The sequence below is a fragment of the Paracoccus sp. PAR01 genome, from assembly GCF_014851995.1.
Lineage (GTDB): Bacteria > Pseudomonadota > Alphaproteobacteria > Rhodobacterales > Rhodobacteraceae > Paracoccus > Paracoccus litorisediminis.
Window position 1 is genome coordinate 163,003 of sequence record NZ_JACVAW010000003.1, and the last position, 18,888, is coordinate 181,890.

The 18,888-nt window shown below is 63.2% G+C and carries 16 protein-coding genes; 3 read left to right on the forward strand and 13 right to left on the reverse strand.

All coding sequences use genetic code 11. The features are described 5' to 3' along the window. Positions 1-90: 90 nt before the first annotated feature. Positions 91-687, reverse strand: coding sequence for a hypothetical protein (locus IB235_RS25050; protein WP_225612116.1), 597 nt, complete (start codon positions 685-687; stop codon positions 91-93). Between IB235_RS25050 and IB235_RS25820 the strand changes: the two genes are divergently transcribed. Beyond that, positions 655-2,517 carry an OmpA family protein gene (locus IB235_RS25820; RefSeq protein ID WP_370576853.1) on the forward strand — a complete coding sequence of 621 codons (1,863 nt, stop codon included), beginning with the start codon at positions 655-657 and terminating at the stop codon, positions 2,515-2,517. The two genes, IB235_RS25050 and IB235_RS25820, sit on opposite strands and share 33 nt — an antisense overlap. A gap of 54 nt (positions 2,518-2,571) precedes the next feature. Here IB235_RS25820 and phoB read toward each other — a convergent pair whose 3' ends face one another. The 7 genes from phoB to aroC all read right to left on the reverse strand — a co-directional run bounded on the left by phoB (position 2,572) and on the right by aroC (position 9,708). Then, on the reverse strand, positions 2,572-3,261 hold the full coding sequence (phoB, locus tag IB235_RS08295) for a phosphate regulon transcriptional regulator PhoB (RefSeq protein WP_155039640.1): 690 nt from the start codon (positions 3,259-3,261) through the stop codon (positions 2,572-2,574). Between the two features lie 4 nt (positions 3,262-3,265). Next, positions 3,266-3,988 (reverse strand): phosphate signaling complex protein PhoU, encoded by a 723-nt coding sequence (phoU, locus tag IB235_RS08300; RefSeq protein ID WP_155039641.1) that lies wholly within the window; start codon positions 3,986-3,988, stop codon positions 3,266-3,268. A gap of 22 nt (positions 3,989-4,010) precedes the next feature. Beyond that, on the reverse strand, positions 4,011-4,808 hold the full coding sequence (pstB, locus tag IB235_RS08305; protein ID WP_155039642.1) for a phosphate ABC transporter ATP-binding protein PstB: 798 nt from the start codon (positions 4,806-4,808) through the stop codon (positions 4,011-4,013). Positions 4,809-4,829: 21 nt separating this feature from the next. Continuing rightward, the gene (pstA, locus tag IB235_RS08310; protein WP_155039643.1) at positions 4,830-6,176 is read right to left on the reverse strand and encodes a phosphate ABC transporter permease PstA; all 1,347 of its coding nucleotides are present in this window, start codon (positions 6,174-6,176) and stop codon (positions 4,830-4,832) included. After that, entirely contained in the window at positions 6,173-7,363 is a 1,191-nt protein-coding gene (pstC, locus tag IB235_RS08315) for a phosphate ABC transporter permease subunit PstC (protein ID WP_155039644.1), read from the reverse strand. The genes pstA and pstC overlap by 4 nt, the downstream gene beginning before the upstream one ends. 65 nt (positions 7,364-7,428) lie before the next feature. Continuing rightward, positions 7,429-8,460, reverse strand: coding sequence for a substrate-binding domain-containing protein (locus IB235_RS08320; RefSeq protein ID WP_155039645.1), 1,032 nt, complete (start codon positions 8,458-8,460; stop codon positions 7,429-7,431). 147 nt (positions 8,461-8,607) lie between these two features. Beyond that, a complete protein-coding gene (aroC, locus tag IB235_RS08325) occupies positions 8,608-9,708 on the reverse strand; it encodes a chorismate synthase (protein ID WP_155039646.1) in 1,101 nt (366 codons plus the stop codon). A 427-nt stretch (positions 9,709-10,135) separates the two neighbouring features. Here aroC and IB235_RS08330 point away from each other — a divergent pair, with 427 nt between their 5' ends. Together IB235_RS08330 and IB235_RS08335 are read left to right on the forward strand one after the other, a co-directional pair. Further along, positions 10,136-10,393, forward strand: a complete 258-nt coding sequence (locus IB235_RS08330; RefSeq protein ID WP_192336349.1) for a BrnA antitoxin family protein — start codon at positions 10,136-10,138, stop codon at positions 10,391-10,393. Continuing rightward, positions 10,394-10,534 carry a hypothetical protein gene (locus IB235_RS08335; RefSeq protein ID WP_192336350.1) on the forward strand — a complete coding sequence of 47 codons (141 nt, stop codon included), beginning with the start codon at positions 10,394-10,396 and terminating at the stop codon, positions 10,532-10,534. 141 nt (positions 10,535-10,675) lie between these two features. Here the strand turns inward: IB235_RS08335 and IB235_RS08340 are convergent, their stop codons facing one another. The 5 genes from IB235_RS08340 to IB235_RS08360 all read right to left on the reverse strand — a co-directional run bounded on the left by IB235_RS08340 (position 10,676) and on the right by IB235_RS08360 (position 18,880). Further along, the gene (locus IB235_RS08340) at positions 10,676-11,341 is read right to left on the reverse strand and encodes a VOC family protein (RefSeq protein ID WP_225612117.1); all 666 of its coding nucleotides are present in this window, start codon (positions 11,339-11,341) and stop codon (positions 10,676-10,678) included. A gap of 154 nt (positions 11,342-11,495) precedes the next feature. Continuing rightward, positions 11,496-13,028: an arylsulfatase gene (locus IB235_RS08345; protein ID WP_192336351.1), complete on the reverse strand. Its 1,533-nt coding sequence runs from the start codon at positions 13,026-13,028 to the stop codon at positions 11,496-11,498. A 324-nt stretch (positions 13,029-13,352) separates the two neighbouring features. Continuing rightward, a complete protein-coding gene (gene carB / locus IB235_RS08350; protein WP_155039648.1) occupies positions 13,353-16,685 on the reverse strand; it encodes a carbamoyl-phosphate synthase large subunit in 3,333 nt (1,110 codons plus the stop codon). A 285-nt stretch (positions 16,686-16,970) separates the two neighbouring features. Beyond that, positions 16,971-18,011 (reverse strand): M10 family metallopeptidase C-terminal domain-containing protein, encoded by a 1,041-nt coding sequence (locus IB235_RS08355; protein WP_192336352.1) that lies wholly within the window; start codon positions 18,009-18,011, stop codon positions 16,971-16,973. A 149-nt stretch (positions 18,012-18,160) separates the two neighbouring features. After that, a complete protein-coding gene (locus IB235_RS08360) occupies positions 18,161-18,880 on the reverse strand; it encodes a sulfate/molybdate ABC transporter ATP-binding protein (protein ID WP_155039650.1) in 720 nt (239 codons plus the stop codon). Between the last annotated feature and the right edge of the window lie 8 nt (positions 18,881-18,888).

Sequence of the window (18,888 nt, forward strand, 5' to 3'; positions counted from 1 at the left end):
GTCTTTGCCGGTTTTTCCCTGCTCGGCGGAATGCAGCTTGCTCACTTGGCGGTCACAAGCTTGTTCATGAACCGGGCATCCGTGGGTCGGTTATGGTGCGACCGGCTTTACGCGTCCATCGGAAAAGGAACCGAAATGCGTCGCATATTGAAGACAACAACAGCCATCGTGACCAGCATCTCGCTGGTCCTGCCGCAGCTTGCTGTGGCTCAGGCTGATCCGCAAAATCAAGAACAGATCATCCTGCAACAGAAGAAGCTGCAGCAGCAGAAAGAACAGCAGGAGAAACAACAGGAAAAGCAGCGCCGCCAACACGAGCAGAAGCAAAAGCAGCAGGCCGCCAACCGCGACGAAAAGCCCGACGAGCAGCGCCCGCGCGAGGAAAAGCCACGCCGTGAGCGCCCCGCGGATCAGGCCGAAGAGCACCAGCCCAAGCAGCAGCGCAAGCATCAGGCGCAGGACGACGACGCGCCGCGCAAGCCCAAGCACCAGGCGGAACCCGAGGCGCGCCGCGACGAGCAGCCCGAGCAGGCCCGCCAGAAGCCCCGGCAGCAGCAGGCGCAGGATGATGATGCGCCGCGCAAACCCAAGCAGCAGGCCGAACCAGAGGGCCGCCAGCCCGAGGGCGAGCGTCAGAAGCCCCGCCAGCAGGAGGTGCAGGACGACGCGCCCCGCAAGCCCAAGCATGAGGCTGAGCCCGAGTCGCGTCAGAAACAGGCCGATGAGGATCAGCCGAAGCCGCGCCAGAACCGCGAGGACCGCGCCGCGGACCCGGAACCGCGCCGCAATGCTGACGATCGCGACGGCGACCGTGACCGCCGCGAGGATGGCGAGCAGCGCCCGCGTCGTGAAGCGAACGACGACAATCCCGATCGTCGCGCCACCCCGGCTATTCCTGCGGTTCCGGCCTCGGAAAACCCGGAGGGGGGCGCCCGACCGGCGACGCCGGCCGAGCCTGCCCGCGACGCCCAGCGTGACCGTGCGCAGGATGAGCCCCAGCGCGAAGGCGAAAAGCGCAAGGACCATGACAAGCGCCCGGCCAATATCGAGGAACTGCGCCGCGCGATGGAGGCTGACAAGCAGAAGGACGACCAGCCGCGCCGCGACCGCCCTCGCGTCGATGACGACCAGCGCGACCGCCGCCCCGAGCCGGAACAGGCCCGTCGCGACGACGATGGCAAGCCGCGCGAGAAGCTGACCTCGGACGAGCTCAAGCGTCGTCTGGATCGCGGCGACGGCGAGGCCCGCGTTCAGGCCCCCGAGGCACGCCATCGCGACAATGACGTGACCCGCCGCGCCGCTGAAAAGAAAGCCCCGACCGCCGCCGCCGCTCTGGTCGGCGATGGCAAGGGCGAGGTTTCGGAACGCCGGGTGACGCGCGACAACGCCCGCCGCTCGGATCAGGATTTCCGGACCCGGATTCAGGATGGCGACAATCGCGACAGCGACGACCTGCGCCGCAATCTGGAACGCCGCGAACGGGAACTGCGCGAGGATGAGACCCGCGCCGACCGCCGCGAACGCGCGCTGGATCGTCGGGACGACCAGCTGGATCGTCGGGACGATCAATGGGACCGCGAGCGCGACCGCAACCGTGATCGCGATGAAGCGCGCGATAATGACGACGACGACAATGACACGCTGAAAACCGTGGGCGCGCTGCTGCTGGCGGGTGCTGCGGGCATGGCCGTTGGCAAGATGCTGGACGGGCGGCAGGTCGCGCTGAACACCGGCGACCGCGTGGTCATGACCATGCCGGACGGCAGCCAGCAGATCGTGCGTGACGACAATGCGCTGCTGTATCAGCCCGGCTCGAACGTGCAGACCGAGACCTTCCAGGACGGCTCGACCCGCACCACCGTGCTGCGCGAGGATGGCAGCCGCGTCGTCACCATCCGCGACGCCAATGCCAATATCCTGCGCCGGACGCTGATCCGTCGGGACGGAACGCAGGTGCCGCTGATCAACGATACGGCGGCGCAGCCGGTCCGCGTCTCGACCCTGCCGAAGCCGAAGCCGGTCGAATATTATGACCGCCCGCTGCAGGAGGACGAGTTGCGCACCGCGCTGCTGCAAGAATCCGCAGCCGACCGTCGCTTCACGCTGGGTCAGATCCGCGACATTCCCGAGGTGCGCGCGCTTGTCGCCCCGGTGAACGTGCCGCAGATCACCTATGATACCGGCTCGGCGGCGCTGGCCTCAAGCCAGGCGGAACAGCTCTCGACGCTGGGCAAGGTCATCACCGATGCCATCGCCCAGAACCCGAACGAGATGTTCATGATCGAAGGCTATACCGATGCCGTCGGATCGAAGGCGTCGAACCTGGCGCTGTCGGATCGCCGCGCGGAATCGCTGGCCCTTGCCTTGACCGAATATTTCCAGGTTCCCCCGGAAAACATGGTCGTGCAGGGCTATGGCGAGGATTTCCTGCTGGTGCCCAGCGACGGGCCGCAGCGCGAAAACCGCCGCGTCGGCGTGCGCCGGATCACCGACCTGCTGGAACAAAGCGGCAGCTGAAAATGCAAAACCGCGGGGGCGACCCCGCGGTTTTTTCGTCAGATACGGTCGCGATCAGCCCAGCGAGTAGCCAGTGCCGCGCACCGTGCGAACGGGGTTGTCGCCGCCATTCACCATCAGCGCCTTGCGCAAACGGCCGACATGCACGTCGATGGTGCGGGTATCGACATAGATGTCGCGACCCCAGACCCGGTCCAGAAGCTGCTCACGCGTCCAGACGCGGCCCGGCTTTTCCATCAGGGTGGACAGCAGACGGAACTCGGTCGGCCCCAGATGCAGGGTCTGCCCACCGCGAAAGACCCGATGTTCGCCCGCATCAAGGATGATATCGGCAAACGACAACCGTTCGCCCATCGTCGCGGGACGGGTGCGGCGCAGCTGGGTGCGCAGACGCGCCATCAGCTCGACCACGGAATAAGGCTTCACGACATAGTCGTCGGCCCCGGTCTCCAAGCCCCGTACGCGGTCCACTTCCTCGGAGCGGGCGGACAGCATGATGATCGGGATCTGGCGGGTGGCGGGGTCGGCCTTGACGCGGCGGCAGACCTCGATGCCGCTGACATTGGGCAGCATCCAGTCCAGCACGATCAGATCGGGCTGTTCCTCGGCGACCAGCAGCATGGCCTCATCACCGTTTTCGGCCATGACGACCGAGAACCCTTCGGCTTCGAGGTTGTATTTCAGAACTTCACGCTGCGCGCCCTCGTCCTCGACGACCAGCACGCAGGGTTGGGTCTGCGCCATGATGTCAGTCCTCGCCTTCGTTCAGGGTCGCGCGGGTGACGCTGTCGCTTTTCGGGCGGGCATCCTCGGGCAGTTCGCCGGTCGCCAGATAGATCACCTGCTCGGCGATGCCAGTGGCGTGGTCGCCCATGCGCTCGATGTTCTTGGCGATGAAATGCAGATGCATGCAGGCGGTGATGTTGCGCGGGTCTTCCATCATGTAGGTCAGGAATTCGCGGAACAGCGCGTTGTACATCTGGTCGACTTCCAGATCGCGCTTGCGCACATCGGCGGCCAAGGCGGCGTCGCGCTGGATATAGGCGTCCAGCGCATCCTTCATCATGCCCTCGACGGTCTGCGACATCCGCCGCAGCGCCATGCCCGAGCTTTCGACGGCGGGCATATGGACCAACACATGGCTGCGCTTGGCGATGTTCTTGGCGTAATCGCCGACGCGTTCCAGAATGGCCGAGATCTTGATGACGGTCAGCGCCATGCGCAGGTCGGTCGCGCGAGGGGCACGCAGCGCGATCAGGCGGGCGGCTTCCTCGTTGATCTGGTGCTCAAGTTCATCCACGGCCTTGTCGCGGCGGCGGACATCCTCGGCCAGTTCCTCGTCGCGGGTTTCCAGCGCGATGGCGGCATCGTGGATGGCGCTTTCGACCATCCCGCCCATCTTGACGACCAGCGCCTGGACGGTTTCCAGATCGCGGTCGAAAGCGGACATGATATGACGTTCGGTGGTCATGGAAATTCCTTTCGGGACCGGATCAGCCGATGCGGCCGGAAATGTAGCTTTCCGTGCGCGGGTCGTGCGGACGGGTGAAAATGTCATCCGTATTGCCGAACTCCACCAGATTCCCCAGATGGAAGAAGGCGGTCTTCTGGCTGACGCGCGCGGCCTGCTGCATCGAGTGGGTGACGATCACCACCGAGAATTCCGAACGCAGCTGGTCGATCAGATCCTCGACCTGGCTGGTGGCGATGGGGTCCAGCGCCGAGCAGGGCTCGTCCATCAGCAGCACTTCGGGCTGAGTGGCGACGGCGCGGGCGATGCACAGACGCTGCTGCTGGCCGCCGGAAAGGCCGGTGCCGGGTTCGGCCAGACGGTCCTTGACCTCATTCCACAGGGCGGCGCCGCGCAGCGACTTCTCGACGATCTCGTCAAGTTCGGTGCGGTTGCGGGCCAGACCGTGGATGCGCGGGCCGTAAGCCACGTTGTCATAGATCGACTTCGGGAAGGGGTTCGGCTTTTGGAACACCATGCCGACGCGGGCGCGCAGCTGCACCGGGTCCACGCGCTTGTCGTAGATGTCTTCGCCGTCAAGGGCGATGCGGCCCTCGACCCGGCAGCTGTCGATCGTGTCGTTCATGCGGTTCAGGCAGCGCAGGAAAGTCGACTTCCCGCAGCCCGAGGGTCCGATGAAGGCGGTCACGGTCTTGTCCTGAATGTCGACATCGACATCCTTGAGGGCGTGTTTCTCGCCGTAATAAACCTGCACCTTGCGGGCGGAAATCTTGATGTCCGTCTGGCTCACGGCGCGCTCCAGGATTCTCATATCGTTCATATTGGTAATTCCTTTCTGGATTTACCACCGGCGCTCGAACTTGCGGCGCAGGAAGACGGCAAAAAGGTTCATGCACAGTAGGAACACAAGAAGGACGATGATCGCCCCCGAGGCACGTTCCATGAAGGCGGGATCGGCGCGCTGGGTCCAGTTATAGACCTGAACCGGCAAGGCCGAGGCGGGATCGAACAGGCCCGCAGGCGGGGCCGAGGGGAAATTCTTGACGAAGGCCACCATGCCGATCAGCAGCAGCGGCGCGGTTTCGCCCAAGGCCTGCGCCAGACCAAGGATGACCCCGGTCAGGATGCCGGGCGTCGCCAGCGGCAGAACATGGTGGAACACCGACTGCATCTTGGACGCACCCACCCCCAGCGCCGCATCGCGGATCGAGGGCGGCACGGCCTTGAGCGCCGCACGCGCCGGGATGATGATGCGCGGCAGCGTCATCAGCACCAGCACCAGACCGCCGACGATCGGCGCGGATTGCGGCAGATGGGCGAAGTTGATGAAGGCGGCAAGGCCAAGGATACCGAAGACGATCGACGGCACGGCCGCAAGGTTCGAGATATTCACCTCGATAATGTCGGTCAGCCGGTTCTTGGGCGCGAATTCCTCAAGATAGATCGCCGCCGCCACGCCGATCGGTACGGCCAGGAACAGCACGACCAGCATCATGTAAAGCGAGCCAAGGATGGCCACGCCCACGCCAGCCGCCTCGGGGCGTTGGTCAGAGGCGTCAGGATTGGTCAGGAAGGCCCAGTTCCATTCCTTGGCCAGCAGACCCTTGTCCTTCAGCGTCTCGGCCAGTTGCAGCTGCGCGGGCGAGGTATTGCTGTCGCGCGCCGCCGATTCCATGGTCACGCGGCCTTTGAAGTAGCCATCGACGCGGCCATTCACCAGAACACGGGCATCGACGGTCTGGCCGATGACCGAAGGATCGGCCAGCACCATGTTGCGCAGCTGCGCCGATGCTTCCTTCGAGACGAGGTTCGCCACGTCTTTGTCGGTCAGGCCCTCGATGGTGATACCCTGCTTGGCGATCAGATCCTGCACCGACTGGTCCAGAAGCTTGCCATAGGTCAGGGTCATCACCTTCTTGATGTCCTCGATGTCACCATTGCCCTTCTTGTCCAGCTGCGCCGCGTCCAGCGTCACCGGCACATGCAGGAAGGTCTGGCGGAAGGCGCCTGCCCCACCGGCGAAGATGGTGAACAGCAGGACGACCAGCGCCAGAAGCGAGATGATGATGGCGCTCAGGCCATAGGCGCGGAAACGGGCCTCGGCGGCATTGCGCTTGGCGGTGCGCGCGTCGGGGACCAGCAGCGAGGGGCGCTCGACCGGGGCGGCCGGGTTGGTTGCGTCGGTCATTCGTATTGCTCCCGGTATTTGCGCACGACGTAAAGGGCGAGCACGTTCAGGCCCAGCGTCAGGACGAACAGCGTCAGGCCAAGCGCAAAGGCGACCAGCGTTTCGGGTGCCGAGAAATCGGTGTCGCCGGTCAGCTGGCTGACGATCTTGACGGTGATGGTGGTCATCGCCTCGAACGGGTTCAGGCCCATCTTGGCGGCTGCACCCGCGCCAAGCACCACGATCATCGTCTCGCCAATGGCGCGGCTGGCGGCCAGCAGGATCGCACCGACAATGCCCGGCAGGGCTGCGGGCAGGACGACCTTGCGCACGGTTTCGGACTTGGTCGAGCCAAGGCCAAGCGCGCCGTCGCGCAAGGACTGCGGAACGGCGTTGATGATGTCATCGGACAGCGAGCTGACAAAGGGGATCAGCATGATGCCCATGACCAGACCCGCGGTCATCACGGATGAGCCCGAGGTGCCAAGGCCCAGCGGCTGGGCGAAATAGTCGCGCAGCAAGGGGCCGACGGTGATCAGGGCGAACAGGCCATAGACGATGGTCGGGATGCCGGCCAGAACCTCGATCAGGGGTTTGGCCACGCTGCGCATCCGCGGCGAGGCATATTCCGACATGTAGATCGCGGCGAACAGCCCGATCGGGATCGAGACCGCCAGCGCGATCATCGAGATATACAGCGTGCCCCAAAGCAGCGGCAGCATCCCCAGTTGCGAACCACCGCCGAAGCGGGGCGACCAGGTCGTACCAAAGAAGAATTCTTTCCAGGGGTATTGGGTAAAGAAATGCCCGGTCTCGAACAGCATCGACAGGACAATGCCCGCCGTGGTCAGGATTGCGATGCTGGAGCACAGGATCAGCAGACCGCGAACGAACGCCTCGACGGCGTTGCGGGCGCGGAAGTCAGGCGCGGTGCGGCCAAGCGACAGGAAGAGCCCTGCCCCCGCCAGAACCAACGAGACCCCGGCCAGAACCATGCGGTTCACATCCGGTTGCGCAAAAAGCCAGATCGCGATCAGGAACAGGGCAGGTACAGCGGTAAACAGCGCGATGTTCCAGCCATAATAGCCGGTGCGCGAATGCAGCTTGCGGGAATCGCCACCGACCGCCGCGAGAACACGCGAGCGGCCGATGAGAAATCCAGCGGCTGCCAGGGCCAGGACGATCAGCAAGGTCCAGGATGCAGGCATGTGAGCCTCGGATTGGGGAGGGAAGGAAGGGAAGCGGCGCGGGGTCGGCCCCCGCGCCGAAGGGGTCAGTTGGTCAGGGTCGTCTCATTGGCGACGGCGCCCTGGGTCGCGGCCAGTTCCGGGTCCGAAACCAGGCCATAGGCGGCCAGCGGGCCTTCCGGGCCAGCCAGTTCATCCGAGACGAAGAATTCGACGAACTCTTTCAGGCCCTGGATTTCGGTCAGGTGGGCTTTCTTCACATAGAAGAACAGCGGGCGCGAAACCGGGTATTCGCCCTTGGCGATGGTCTCGGTCGAGGGGACGACGCCACCGAACGTGCCGACCTTCAGCTTGTCGGTGTTGTTTTCGTAGAAGGACAGGCCAAAGACGCCGATGCCGTTCTTGGCCGACTGGATGCGGGCCAGGGTCTCGGTGTAGTCGCCGTCGATATCGACCGATTTGCCGTCGGTGCGCAGCGTGGCGCAGGCCTTGGCGGCGGCTTTCTCGTCAGCCAGCGCGGTCTTGAAAGCTTCCTCGGCGCCCGATTCCTTGCAGCCGGCGTGGATCACTTTTTCTTCGAAAACTTCGCGGGTACCGTGCTTGGTGCCCGGAACGAAGGCCAGGATGTCCTGATCCGGCAGGTCGGCGCGGATCTCGCTCCATTTGGTGTAGGGGTTGGCGACAAGCTGGCCGTCCTTGACGACCTGAGCCGACAGCGCGTTGAACCAGTCCGAGGCGGTGAACTGGAAATCATTCCCGGCGATGTCGCTGGCAAAGACGATCCCGTCATAGCCGATGCGGACTTCCATGATGTCGCTGACGCCGGCGGCCTTGCAGGCCTCGACTTCCGAGGATTTGATCGGACGCGACGAGTTGGCGATGTCGATGGTGTTTTCACCGACGCCTTCGCAGAATTTCTTCAGGCCGGCCGAGGAACCGCCCGATTCCACGACCGGGGTCGGGAAGTCGGTGTTCTCTCCAAAGGCTTCGGCAACGATCGTGGCATAGGGCAGCACGGTCGAGGAACCGGCGACCTGGATCTGGTCGCGCGCAGTGGCGACTGTCGCCGAAGCGGCGATCATGGCAAGGGCCGACACGGCGAGTTTCGCGGATTTCATAGGATCACTCCTGAACATTTCCTGTGGCCGGGATCGGCCTGCGCGATCCCTAGTGTCGTGGTGCGACGCTTATGCAAAGGAACTATGACAGCCATGTGACAATACCGCCGAAAACGTCCCGACGGCAAGAAAGCTGTGGAAAAACCCCTAGCCGATCCGCCCCCGCTGGCCGCCGGTCTGGGCGCGGTCCAGCAGCAGATGGTCCAGCACCACGCAGGCGGCCATGGCCTCGGCAATGGGAACGGCGCGGATGCCGACGCAAGGGTCGTGGCGGCCCTTGGTGATCAGCTCGATTTCCTCGCCCTTCTGGTTGATGGTCTGGCGCGGCGTCAGGATCGAGCTGGTTGGCTTGACCGAAAAGCGGACGACAATGTCCTGCCCGGTCGAGATGCCCCCCAGAATCCCGCCGGCATGGTTCGACAGGAAACGCGGCCCGTCATTGCCCATGCGGATTTCGTCGGCGTTCTCGGTCCCGGTCAGGGCAGCGGCGGCCATGCCCTCGCCGATCTCGACGCCCTTCACCGCGTTGATCGACATCATCGCAGCAGCCAGATCGGTATCGAGCTTGGCATAGACCGGCGCGCCCAGACCCGCAGGGCAATTCTGGATCAGCACCTCGATCGCCGCGCCGACGCTGTTCTGGTCCTTGCGGATGGCATTGAGATAATCCTCCCATGCCGGAACGGCCGATGCGTCGGGCAGGAAGAAGGGGTTGTTGCCGATTTCCTCGGCGTCAAAATTCGCACGGTCCAGATGCAGGTTACCCATCTGGATCATGTAGCCGGTGATCTTCAGACCGGGAGCCAGCTCGCCCAGCACCGCCTGCGCCACGCCGCCCGCGGCGACCCGCGCCGCGGTTTCCCGCGCACTGGAACGCCCGCCACCGCGATAGTCGCGGATGCCGTATTTCAGGTGATAGGCGATATCGGCGTGACCGGGGCGGAAGGCTTGGGCGATCTCACCATAATCCTTACTGCGCTGGTCGGTATTCTCGATCATCAGCTGGATCGGCGTGCCGGTGGTCTTGCCTTCAAAGACGCCGGACAGGATGCGGACCTGATCCGGCTCCTGCCGCTGAGTGGTGAATTTCGAAGTGCCGGGGCGGCGGCGGTCCAGGAATTGCTGGATGAATGCCTCATCCAATGGGACGCCGGGGGGGCAGCCGTCGACCGTCGCGCCAAGCGCTGGCCCGTGGCTTTCGCCCCAGGTGGTGAAGGTGAAGACGCGGCCGAAAGTGTTGAAGCTCATGGTTCTGCCCCTTTTTGCGCTGCGATAAACGGGCAGGCCGCGTCAGGCAACGGCTAATCCTGATACTGGTATGGAGAAATTTGACATGACGAATCAGGCAGGTCGAAATTATTCCATTTTACATCATGCATTTGATAATATTCGGCAGCGCTAGGCCCCGATTTGTGCGATGATGCAGGCGCAGCACGTTCTGCAACCGCAATGGCGATTTGCCCGGAATCAGCCGGGACGGACATCCAGGAACACCCACTTCTTCGTGCTTGTGGTGGGGTGCGGAGGAGAGGTGAGGGAGGGCGCGGGCCGGAGACACCCGCGCCCTTTCCCCTCCCCCGAACCGCCCGCGCAGCGTGTCCTACATACCAGGCAGCGCGCGTCGCATTCCCCCGTGCTGCGCAATTGTTGCCGAGTTTTGGGCGCGGAGCGGGCAATGGCCAGCAAGGCGGATGAACAGCGCCGGGTGAATTACCACTACATGGCGGATGCCATGCGCATGCCGGAATGGGACCTGCATCAGCGGCTGATGGCCGATCTGCGCATCCCCGAGGAATGGCATGAGATCGTCCGCGACAAGGGTCAGTCGAAAAATACCTGCGTGACGTTCCAGCTGGACGAGGAGATCGTGCGGTTCATTCGCTCGATCAGTGAGGACTGGCAGCCTCGGCTGAACAGGGTGCTGTCGATCTGAATGCATGCCCGGCTGGCCGGGATGATCCAGCGCGCCGAGACGATGGATTACATGAAGCGCCGGGTCGAGGAATATTTGGACTACCCCCGCCCGCGCTGGGGCGACCTGCGGCGACTGAAGGACGAGGTTCTGGGCGCGTAACGCGCGGCCTCGGCGGTGCGGCGAGTGGAGTTGGATGGGCGGAGGGGGAAGCAGGAGGTTGCGAGCGACGGCTCATGGCCCATTGCGGGCATTCGACCTTCAGTTGATCACTCCCAAAGCGCCGCACTCCGATGGGATCGTTCATTCGTCTGCTGCGAATCTCAGCAGATAGCCATCTGGATCCTGGACGAGGAATTCTCTGCAGATCGACCAGTTTTCTCCGGCACGGTAGCGCTTTTCCTCGACCGGGCGGTAAAGCTTCCACCCGGCGCGGGTCAGGCTTTCGACGAGAGGGTCGAGACTATCGACCTGCATCTGAAAATTGATCCCGCGACCGAATGGGACTTGCAGCTCCGCAGTCTCCCATTCGCCGTTTGCGCGGCACAACATGATCTGAATCGCACCACGCTGGAGATAGGCAAAGCCAGCCTCTTTCCTCGAATAGGCGACCTGAAATCCCAGGAGGTCACACCAGAAGGCAAGGCTCCGGTCGAGGTCGGTGACGGAAAGCTCGGGCACGAGCGCCGCAAACCCGCCTTCGGGGTGTCCGCCATCGGAAGCAGCGCTGTTGCGGGCCAGCTGGTCAATCATGTTTTCCCCCTGCTCAATGCTGATCGAACCGTAGCTGAGATACCCCGGCATTGAAATGTGGCGGAACGATGTGGACGCATGCTTCCAGACTGCAGAACCGAGATGCTCAAAGCACATACGCGAGTGGCTGGTCTCCTGTGACCACGTCAGCCAGAACTGCCGCATGACTTTCGGTGCATCAATGTCAGCATCGCGTGCCTGCCGCTTCGAGCCCATTGCCGACATTCTCGGGTATCGCAGCGAATGCGCAGCCCATCTGTGCCGTCCCTGCACTGATGTGATCGGCACGGCCCTCTGACGTTTGGGCCACACAGCAGTTGGCAATAAAAATCCCCCAGCCCGCTTAGGCCGGGGGTTCTTCCTTCAAGCGTCACTTTCCGCCAGCAGAAATCGCTTTCATCGTTTCGTCGATGTCGAATTCGAAGCTGGCCATGCGCGGCGGATATTCCTGCAGCGATTTGACCAGCCCCGCGACCACCTGCATCAGCGGGTTGAACATCCACGAGCGATCCTCAAGCCAGGTCTCATAACCGCGCGACTGGGTGAAACGCTCGAACGGGTCCAGCTTGAGGTTGATCAGCAGCGGGATGACGAAGTCCTGCCGTGTTCCGCCGAACCAGCCGTCCTGAGACTTGAACAGCAGCTTGTAATCGCCATAGCGAACGCCCTGAAGCGTGGTTTCGGTGAAGTAAGGGAATTCCTTGCGGTTACTCGGGCCGGTGGCGGTGATCAGCGGTGTCTGATCATAGCCGTCGAGATGGATCTTCTCGAAGGTCTTGTTGCCGGCCGTATAGCTGGTGAGCAGCTTTTCTTTCACGTCGGGTTGGCCCAGCTGCGACATGATCGTGGGAATCCAGTCCTCCATGGTCATGAATTCGCCAGTCGTGCGACCTGCAGGAATGACGCCCGGCCATTTGACCATCATCGGTACCCGGAAGCCGCCCTCATAGCCGCCGACGCCCTTTTCGCCGCGGAACGGGTGGTTGCCACCATCCGGCCATGCCACGGAATATGCGCCGTTATCGGTCGAGAACATCACCATGGTATTGTCCGCGACGCCCAGGTCGTCGAGCAGCTTGAGCAACTCGCCGACGGTGTCGTCCATCTCCATGACGCCATCGGCATAGGGGCCGTAACCGCTTTTGCCCAAATACTTCTCGGACAGATGGGTGTGCAGGTGCGTCCGGATCGTATTGTGCCAGACGAAGAACGGCTTGTCGGCCTTGACCGCATCCGTGATGAAGCGCTTGGATTCCGCTAGGAAATCGGAATCAAGCGTCTTCTGGCGTTCGGCACCGAAAGGGCCTTTGTCTTCGATTTTCTGGGTGCCATCGGCCTGAGCCCAGGAATGGATGATCCCGCGTTCCTCGGCCAGACCAAGCGCTGCCGGGTCTTTGGGATAGTCGTATTCCTCGTAATATTCGCCCGCATTCAGGTGATAGAGGATGCCGAAAAACTCATCGAAGCCATGCGCGGTGGGCAGATGCTCGTCGCGGTCGCCAAGGTGGTTCTTGCCGAATTGGCCGGTGGCATAGCCCAGCGGTTTCAACAGTTCCGCCAAAGTCGGGTCAGCGGCGTTCATGCCCTGCTCGGCGCCGGGAAGGCCGACCGTGGCAAGGCCGACGCGGATCGGATACTGGCCGGTGATAAAGGACGCCCGCCCTGCCGTGCAGGAGGGTTGGGCGTAATGGTCCATGAACAGCATCCCCTCATTGGCGATGCGGTCGATATTCGGGGTCGTGCCGCCCATCATCCCCCGGTGATAGGCCGAGAGGTTCCACATTCCGACATCGTCACCCCAAATCACGAGAATATTGGGCTTCTTCGCGTCCTGCGCATAGGCCGGAATGGCGAATGCCACTGCGGCCGACACGGCCAGTGTCAGTAATGATCTAAGACTCATTATGCTCACCTGTTTTACGGAAAGACAAAAAAGGCTAGCACGTCACAGATTTAATCCAAGAATGTTTGATGAGTTAGGACCTTAGCTACGACCGCTGATCCGGTTTCGCCACGGTTGCGGTGCTGCGCCACCGTCAGTCCGCTTTGGTGCAGAAGCATGTTCGGAGACCATCAGCGGCGCAACATCTTACAGGTGCAGCGACCGACATTTGCCGGTCAGGTTGACTGCAACCAACATAGACGATCGGTCTGAACCGGAAACGACAAAGGGCCTCTCAGATGAGAGGCCCTTCGGTGTTACATCACATGAATAGCGGCGAGGCCGTCAGGCCTGCAGCGAGCGCACCCCAACTTCCCCTTCACCGCGCGACTTGATCGCGGCCACGGCGGCGATGCTGCCTGCAGCGGTGGTGTAGTAGGGGATCTTGTCGTTCAGGGCGACGGCCCGGATCTCGCGGCTGTCGGCGATGGCCTGGGTGCCCTCGGTGGTGTTCAGGACCATGACGATCTCACCGTCTTTCAGGCGGTCGACGACGTTCGGGCGGCCCTCATAGACCTTATTGACCAGAACAGTTTCGACCCCTGCCCCACGCAGGAACTCGGCGGTGCCGCGGGTGGCGATCAGGGTGAAGCCCATCGTGGTCAGATCACGGGCGGCCTCGGCCAAGGCCTCGGACTTGTCAGCGTCCTTGACCGAGACGAAGACCAGACCGCTATCGGGCAGCTGCGTGCCCGCGCCCATCTGCGCCTTCAGGAAGGCGCGGGCGAAGGTGCGGTCCCAGCCCATGACCTCGCCGGTTGAGCGCATCTCCGGGCCAAGCAGGGTGTCGACGCCGGGGAAGCGGGCGAAGGGCAGCACGGCCTCTTTGACCGAGAACCAGGGCGTGTTCGGGTCGGCCAGCGTCAGCGGGTCGGCGAAGGGCAGCGCGGTTTCCGGGCCGACGCCTTCCGGGTAGGCGGCGCGGGCCGGGAAGTTCGACATCGGCTCGCCAGCCATCAGGCGCGCGGCGATGGACGCAATGGCGCTGTCGGTGGCCTTGGCGACGAAGGGCACGGTGCGCGAGGCGCGCGGGTTGACCTCGAGGACGTAGATCACGCCGTCCTTGATCGCGAACTGCACGTTCATCAGGCCGACGACGTTCAGCGCCTTGGCCATGGCCACGGTCTGGACCTTGATCTCGGCGATGGTGGCAGCATCCAGCGTGTGCGGCGGCAGCGAGCAGGCCGAGTCGCCCGAATGGACGCCAGCTTCCTCGATATGCTCCATGATGCCCGCGACATGGACGGTCTTGCCGTCCGAAAGCGCGTCCACGTCAACCTCGATCGCGCCGGACAGGTAGCTGTCGAGCAGGACGGGGCTGTCGCCCGAGACCTTAACGGCCTCGCGGATGTAGCGGTTCAGCTGGTCCATGTCGCGCACGATTTCCATCGCGCGGCCGCCCAGCACGTAGGAGGGGCGGATGACCAGCGGGAAGCCGATGCGACCGGCGATCTCGATGGCTTGCGCGTCGGTCGAGGCGATGCCGTTGATCGGCTGCTTCAGGCCCAGATCGTTCAGCAGTTTCTGGAAACGCTCGCGGTCTTCGGCCAAGTCGATCGCGTCCGGCGTGGTGCCGAGGATCGGGATGCCTTCCTCTTCCAGCGCGTTGGCCAGTTTCAGCGGGGTCTGGCCGCCGAACTGCACAATGACGCCGTGCAGCGTGCCGTTTTCCTGCTCGATGCGCAGGATTTCCAGCACATGCTCCAGCGTCAGCGGCTCGAAATACAACCGGTCCGAGGTGTCGTAATCGGTCGACACCGTTTCCGGGTTGCAGTTGATCATGATGGTTTCATAGCCAGCCTTGGTCAGTGCAAAGCAGGCATGGCAGCAGCAATAATCGAACTCGATGCCTTGGCCGATGCGGTTCGGGCCGCCACCAAGGATCACGACCTTCTTGCGGTCGCTGGGGCGGGCCTCGTTTTCGACATCGCCCATCGCCGGGGCTTCATAGGTCGAATACATGTAGGGCGTCTGGGCCTCGAACTCGGCGGCGCAGGTGTCGATGCGCTTGAAGACCGGGTGCAGGTCCAGCGCACGGCGCGACTTGCGGACGGCGGCTTCCGACTGAGCCGAAAGGTTCGCCAGACGCGCATCGGTAAAGCCCATCATCTTGAGCTTGCGCAGCGCGTCCAGATCCTTGGGCAGGCCGTTTTCGCGCACGGCGTTCTCGGCATCGACGATCTCGCGCAGGCGGGCCAGGAACCACGGGTCAAAGGCGGTGGCGTGCTGGATCTCGTCGTCCGACAGCCCTTCGCGCATGGCTTGCGCGATCAGGCGCAAGCGGTCCGGGGTCTGGGCACTGATCGCCTTGATGACGGCCGATTTCTCGGGTGCGCCGGGGATCTCGATCTCATCCAGACCGGTCAGCCCGTTCTCCATCGAGGTCAGAGCTTTTTGCAGCGACTCGTGGAAGGTGCGACCGATGGCCATGACCTCGCCCACCGACTTCATCGCCGTGGTCAGTTCCGGCTTCGAGCCCGGGAATTTCTCAAACGCAAAGCGCGGGATCTTGGTCACGACATAGTCGATCGAGGGCTCGAACGACGCCGGCGTCACCTTGGTGATGTCGTTGTCCAGCTCGTCCAGAGTGTAGCCGACGGCCAGCTTCGCGGCGATCTTGGCGATCGGGAAGCCGGTCGCCTTGGATGCCAGCGCCGAGGAACGCGACACGCGCGGGTTCATCTCGATCACGACCATGCGGCCGTCTTTCGGGTTCACCGCCCATTGCACGTTCGAGCCGCCGGTTTCGACGCCGATCTCGCGCAACACCGCGATCGAGCCGTTCCTCATGCGCTGATACTCGCGGTCGGTCAGGGTCAGTGCGGGGGCGACGGTGATCGAGTCGCCGGTATGGACGCCCATCGGATCGACGTTCTCGATCGAGCAGACGATGATGGCGTTGTCGGCGCGGTCGCGGACGACCTCGAATTCGTATTCTTTCCAGCCCAGCAGCGATTCATCGACCAGAATCTGCGCGACGGGCGAGGCTTCCAGTCCCGAGCGCACGATGCGTTCGTAATCGTCGCGGTTATAGGCGACGCCGCCGCCGGTGCCGCCCAGCGTGAAGGCGGGACGAATGATCGCCGGCAGGCCGATCTCTTCCAGATCGGCAAGCGCCTGCGCGATGCCCGCGTTGATGTCATATTTGCCGTTCGACAGCTTCGGTGCGGCAACGATGGTCGCGCGCGGATTTTCCAGCCCGATGCGGTCCATGGCTTCGCGGAACAGTTTGCGGTCCTCGGCCATCTCGATGGCGGCGCGCTGCGCGCCGATCAGCTCGACGCCGTAGCGGTTCAGGACGCCCGCATCGGCCAGAGCCAGCGCGGTGTTCAGGCCGGTCTGTCCGCCCATCGTGGGCAGCAGCGCGTCGGGGCGTTCCTTGGCAATGATCTTTTCGACCATCTCGGGGGTGATCGGCTCGATATAGGTGGCATCGGCCATTTCCGGGTCGGTCATGATCGTCGCCGGGTTCGAGTTCACCAGGATGACCCGGTAGCCTTCCTCGCGCAAAGCCTTACAGGCCTGAGCCCCGGAATAGTCGAACTCGCAGGCCTGACCGATGACGATGGGTCCGGCGCCGATGATCAGGATGGATTTGATATCGGTTCTTTTCGGCATGTCGGCATCCTCGGGCTGGCGGCTGATAAATCGACCGGGGTTATAGCCATGGCAAGCCAAGGCGCAAGGGTCAGAACCGACCCCGTGCCAAAAATCGCCTTCCTGTCGTGGACGGAAGTTATCGGCTGCGCCTTGGCGCGAACCCCGCGACACAGAACCGAGAGCCTAGAATCGAGCTGCCGGGAACTGCAAGCAGAAAGGTTGACGGGTGCGATCAATCCCGCCCGTCAGAAATGCGCCGCGCCCAGAACAGGCAAAGGACCGACCAACCGTGTGCGGCACGATTCACAAGATGAAGTCGTTGGCGGTCAGATTGTGCACACCGTTCAGGCGGATCACCGCCTCGGCCGCGGGGTCGCCATCTACATCGATGCTTATTACCGTCATATCGTCGGCTGTGCCGGCCCGGTCGTAGGTCCGGAACGACACCTCGCCATGGCCCGAGATGCCGATTCCGGCACGGCCGTTGAACTGGAATGCCTGATCCCCCGCCCAGCCGGACGCGGCGTCGATGCGCGAAAGGTCGATCCTGTCCTGCCCACGGGTGAAATCGGTGATCGTGTCGGTCGTGCCAGGGCGCAGGCCAAGATCCGAGATCGTCGCAAAGATAAAGGCATCGGCCCCCACCCCGCCGGTCAGCCGGTCCGTGCCTGTTCCGCCCATCAACCTGTCATTGCCGGCGCCCCCGGTCAGCTGATCCTGACCAGCACCGCCAAGCAACCCGTCGACGCCCGCCCCGCCGAGCAGTTTGTCGTCCCCCTGTCCACCTTCAAGCGTATCATTGCCCCCATTGCCGAACATCAGGTCATTGCCAGCATAACCCTGTGCACGATCCTGATAGCCGCCAAGATCGAAACGGTCATTGCCCGCCAATGCCCGGCCAAACAACTCGTGGTCGTCCTGCGTGCCCGAAGTGCTTGTCGCCCGGTAGAACTCGGCCCCCGAGACCGAGATTCCGGTGACGTAGAGATGGTCGTAATAGTCCTCGCCATTGATCGAAGCGGCCTGGAAAAAGCCCGTGACCGTACCCGAAACGATCTCGCCCCTGCCATTGGCGCGCAAGCCATGCCCGGCAACCACGTTGAGGAAGTAAAGCCCGGCCACGTCATACTCGACCATCTGGAGGTCCTCGTAGGTCCGCCCGAGAATCTCCAGATCTTGGTTATTATAGAAAGCGGAATCGCCCCAATAAAGTTCGTTGAGGTCCACCTCCTTCTGATCAAAGGGAAGAAAGGTCTGAACTCTTGCCATTTCTAAATAACATCCTGTCAAATGGGACGCGAGGGCGGCAACGCCGTTCCGCGCAAGGGAACGCGCCCGGATCATGCCCCCGCGCGGTCAATGAAGACCGGGACGGCAGCTCAGTTCAACCTATCCAAATAGCATAATATTTATAAATTTTTCAGCATGAATATCGCGCAAACGAAAAGCCCCGCCATTCGTGGCAGGGCCTTGGCAGGGGGATATCCGGACCGTCAGGCCTCGATGAACTCACGCACAAAGGGCGTGGCGGGACGGGCGCGGATGTCCTGCGGACGGCCGACCTGTTCGATCTTGCCCATGGACATGACGACGACCAGATCGGCCAGTTCCATCGCCTCGTCCTGGTCATGGGTGACAAAGATCGTGGTCAGGCCGGTGGTGTCGTGGATCTCGCGCAGGCCGTGGCGCAGTTCCTTGCGGACGCGGGCGTCGAGCGCGCCGAAGGGCTCATCCAGCAGCAGCATGCGCGGCTCGATCGCCAAGGCACGGGCCAGGGCCACGCGTTGACGCTGACCGCCGGACAGCTGGCTGGGGAAGCGCTTAGCAATCTGCGGCAGCTGGATCAGTTCCAGCAACTTGGTCACGCGGCGTTCAATCTCGGCTTCCGGCGGACGCGAGCGGCGGGGCCGCGCGCGCAGGCCATAGGCGATGTTCTCGAACACGGTCATGTGGCGGAACAGCGCGTAGCTTTGGAAGACGAAGCCCGCACGGCGTTCCTGCACCGACATGCCGGTGGCGTCCTGCCCATCATACAGCACTCGCCCCGAGGACGGGAATTCCAGCCCGCCCAGAATGCGCAGCAGCGTCGTCTTGCCCGAGCCGGACGGCCCCAGCAGCGCCACGAGCGCCCCCGAGGGAATGGCCAGGCTGACCGGATGCAGCGCGGTCGTCGCGCCGAAGCTCTTGGCGATTTCGTCGATCTCGATATGCATGGGAACCT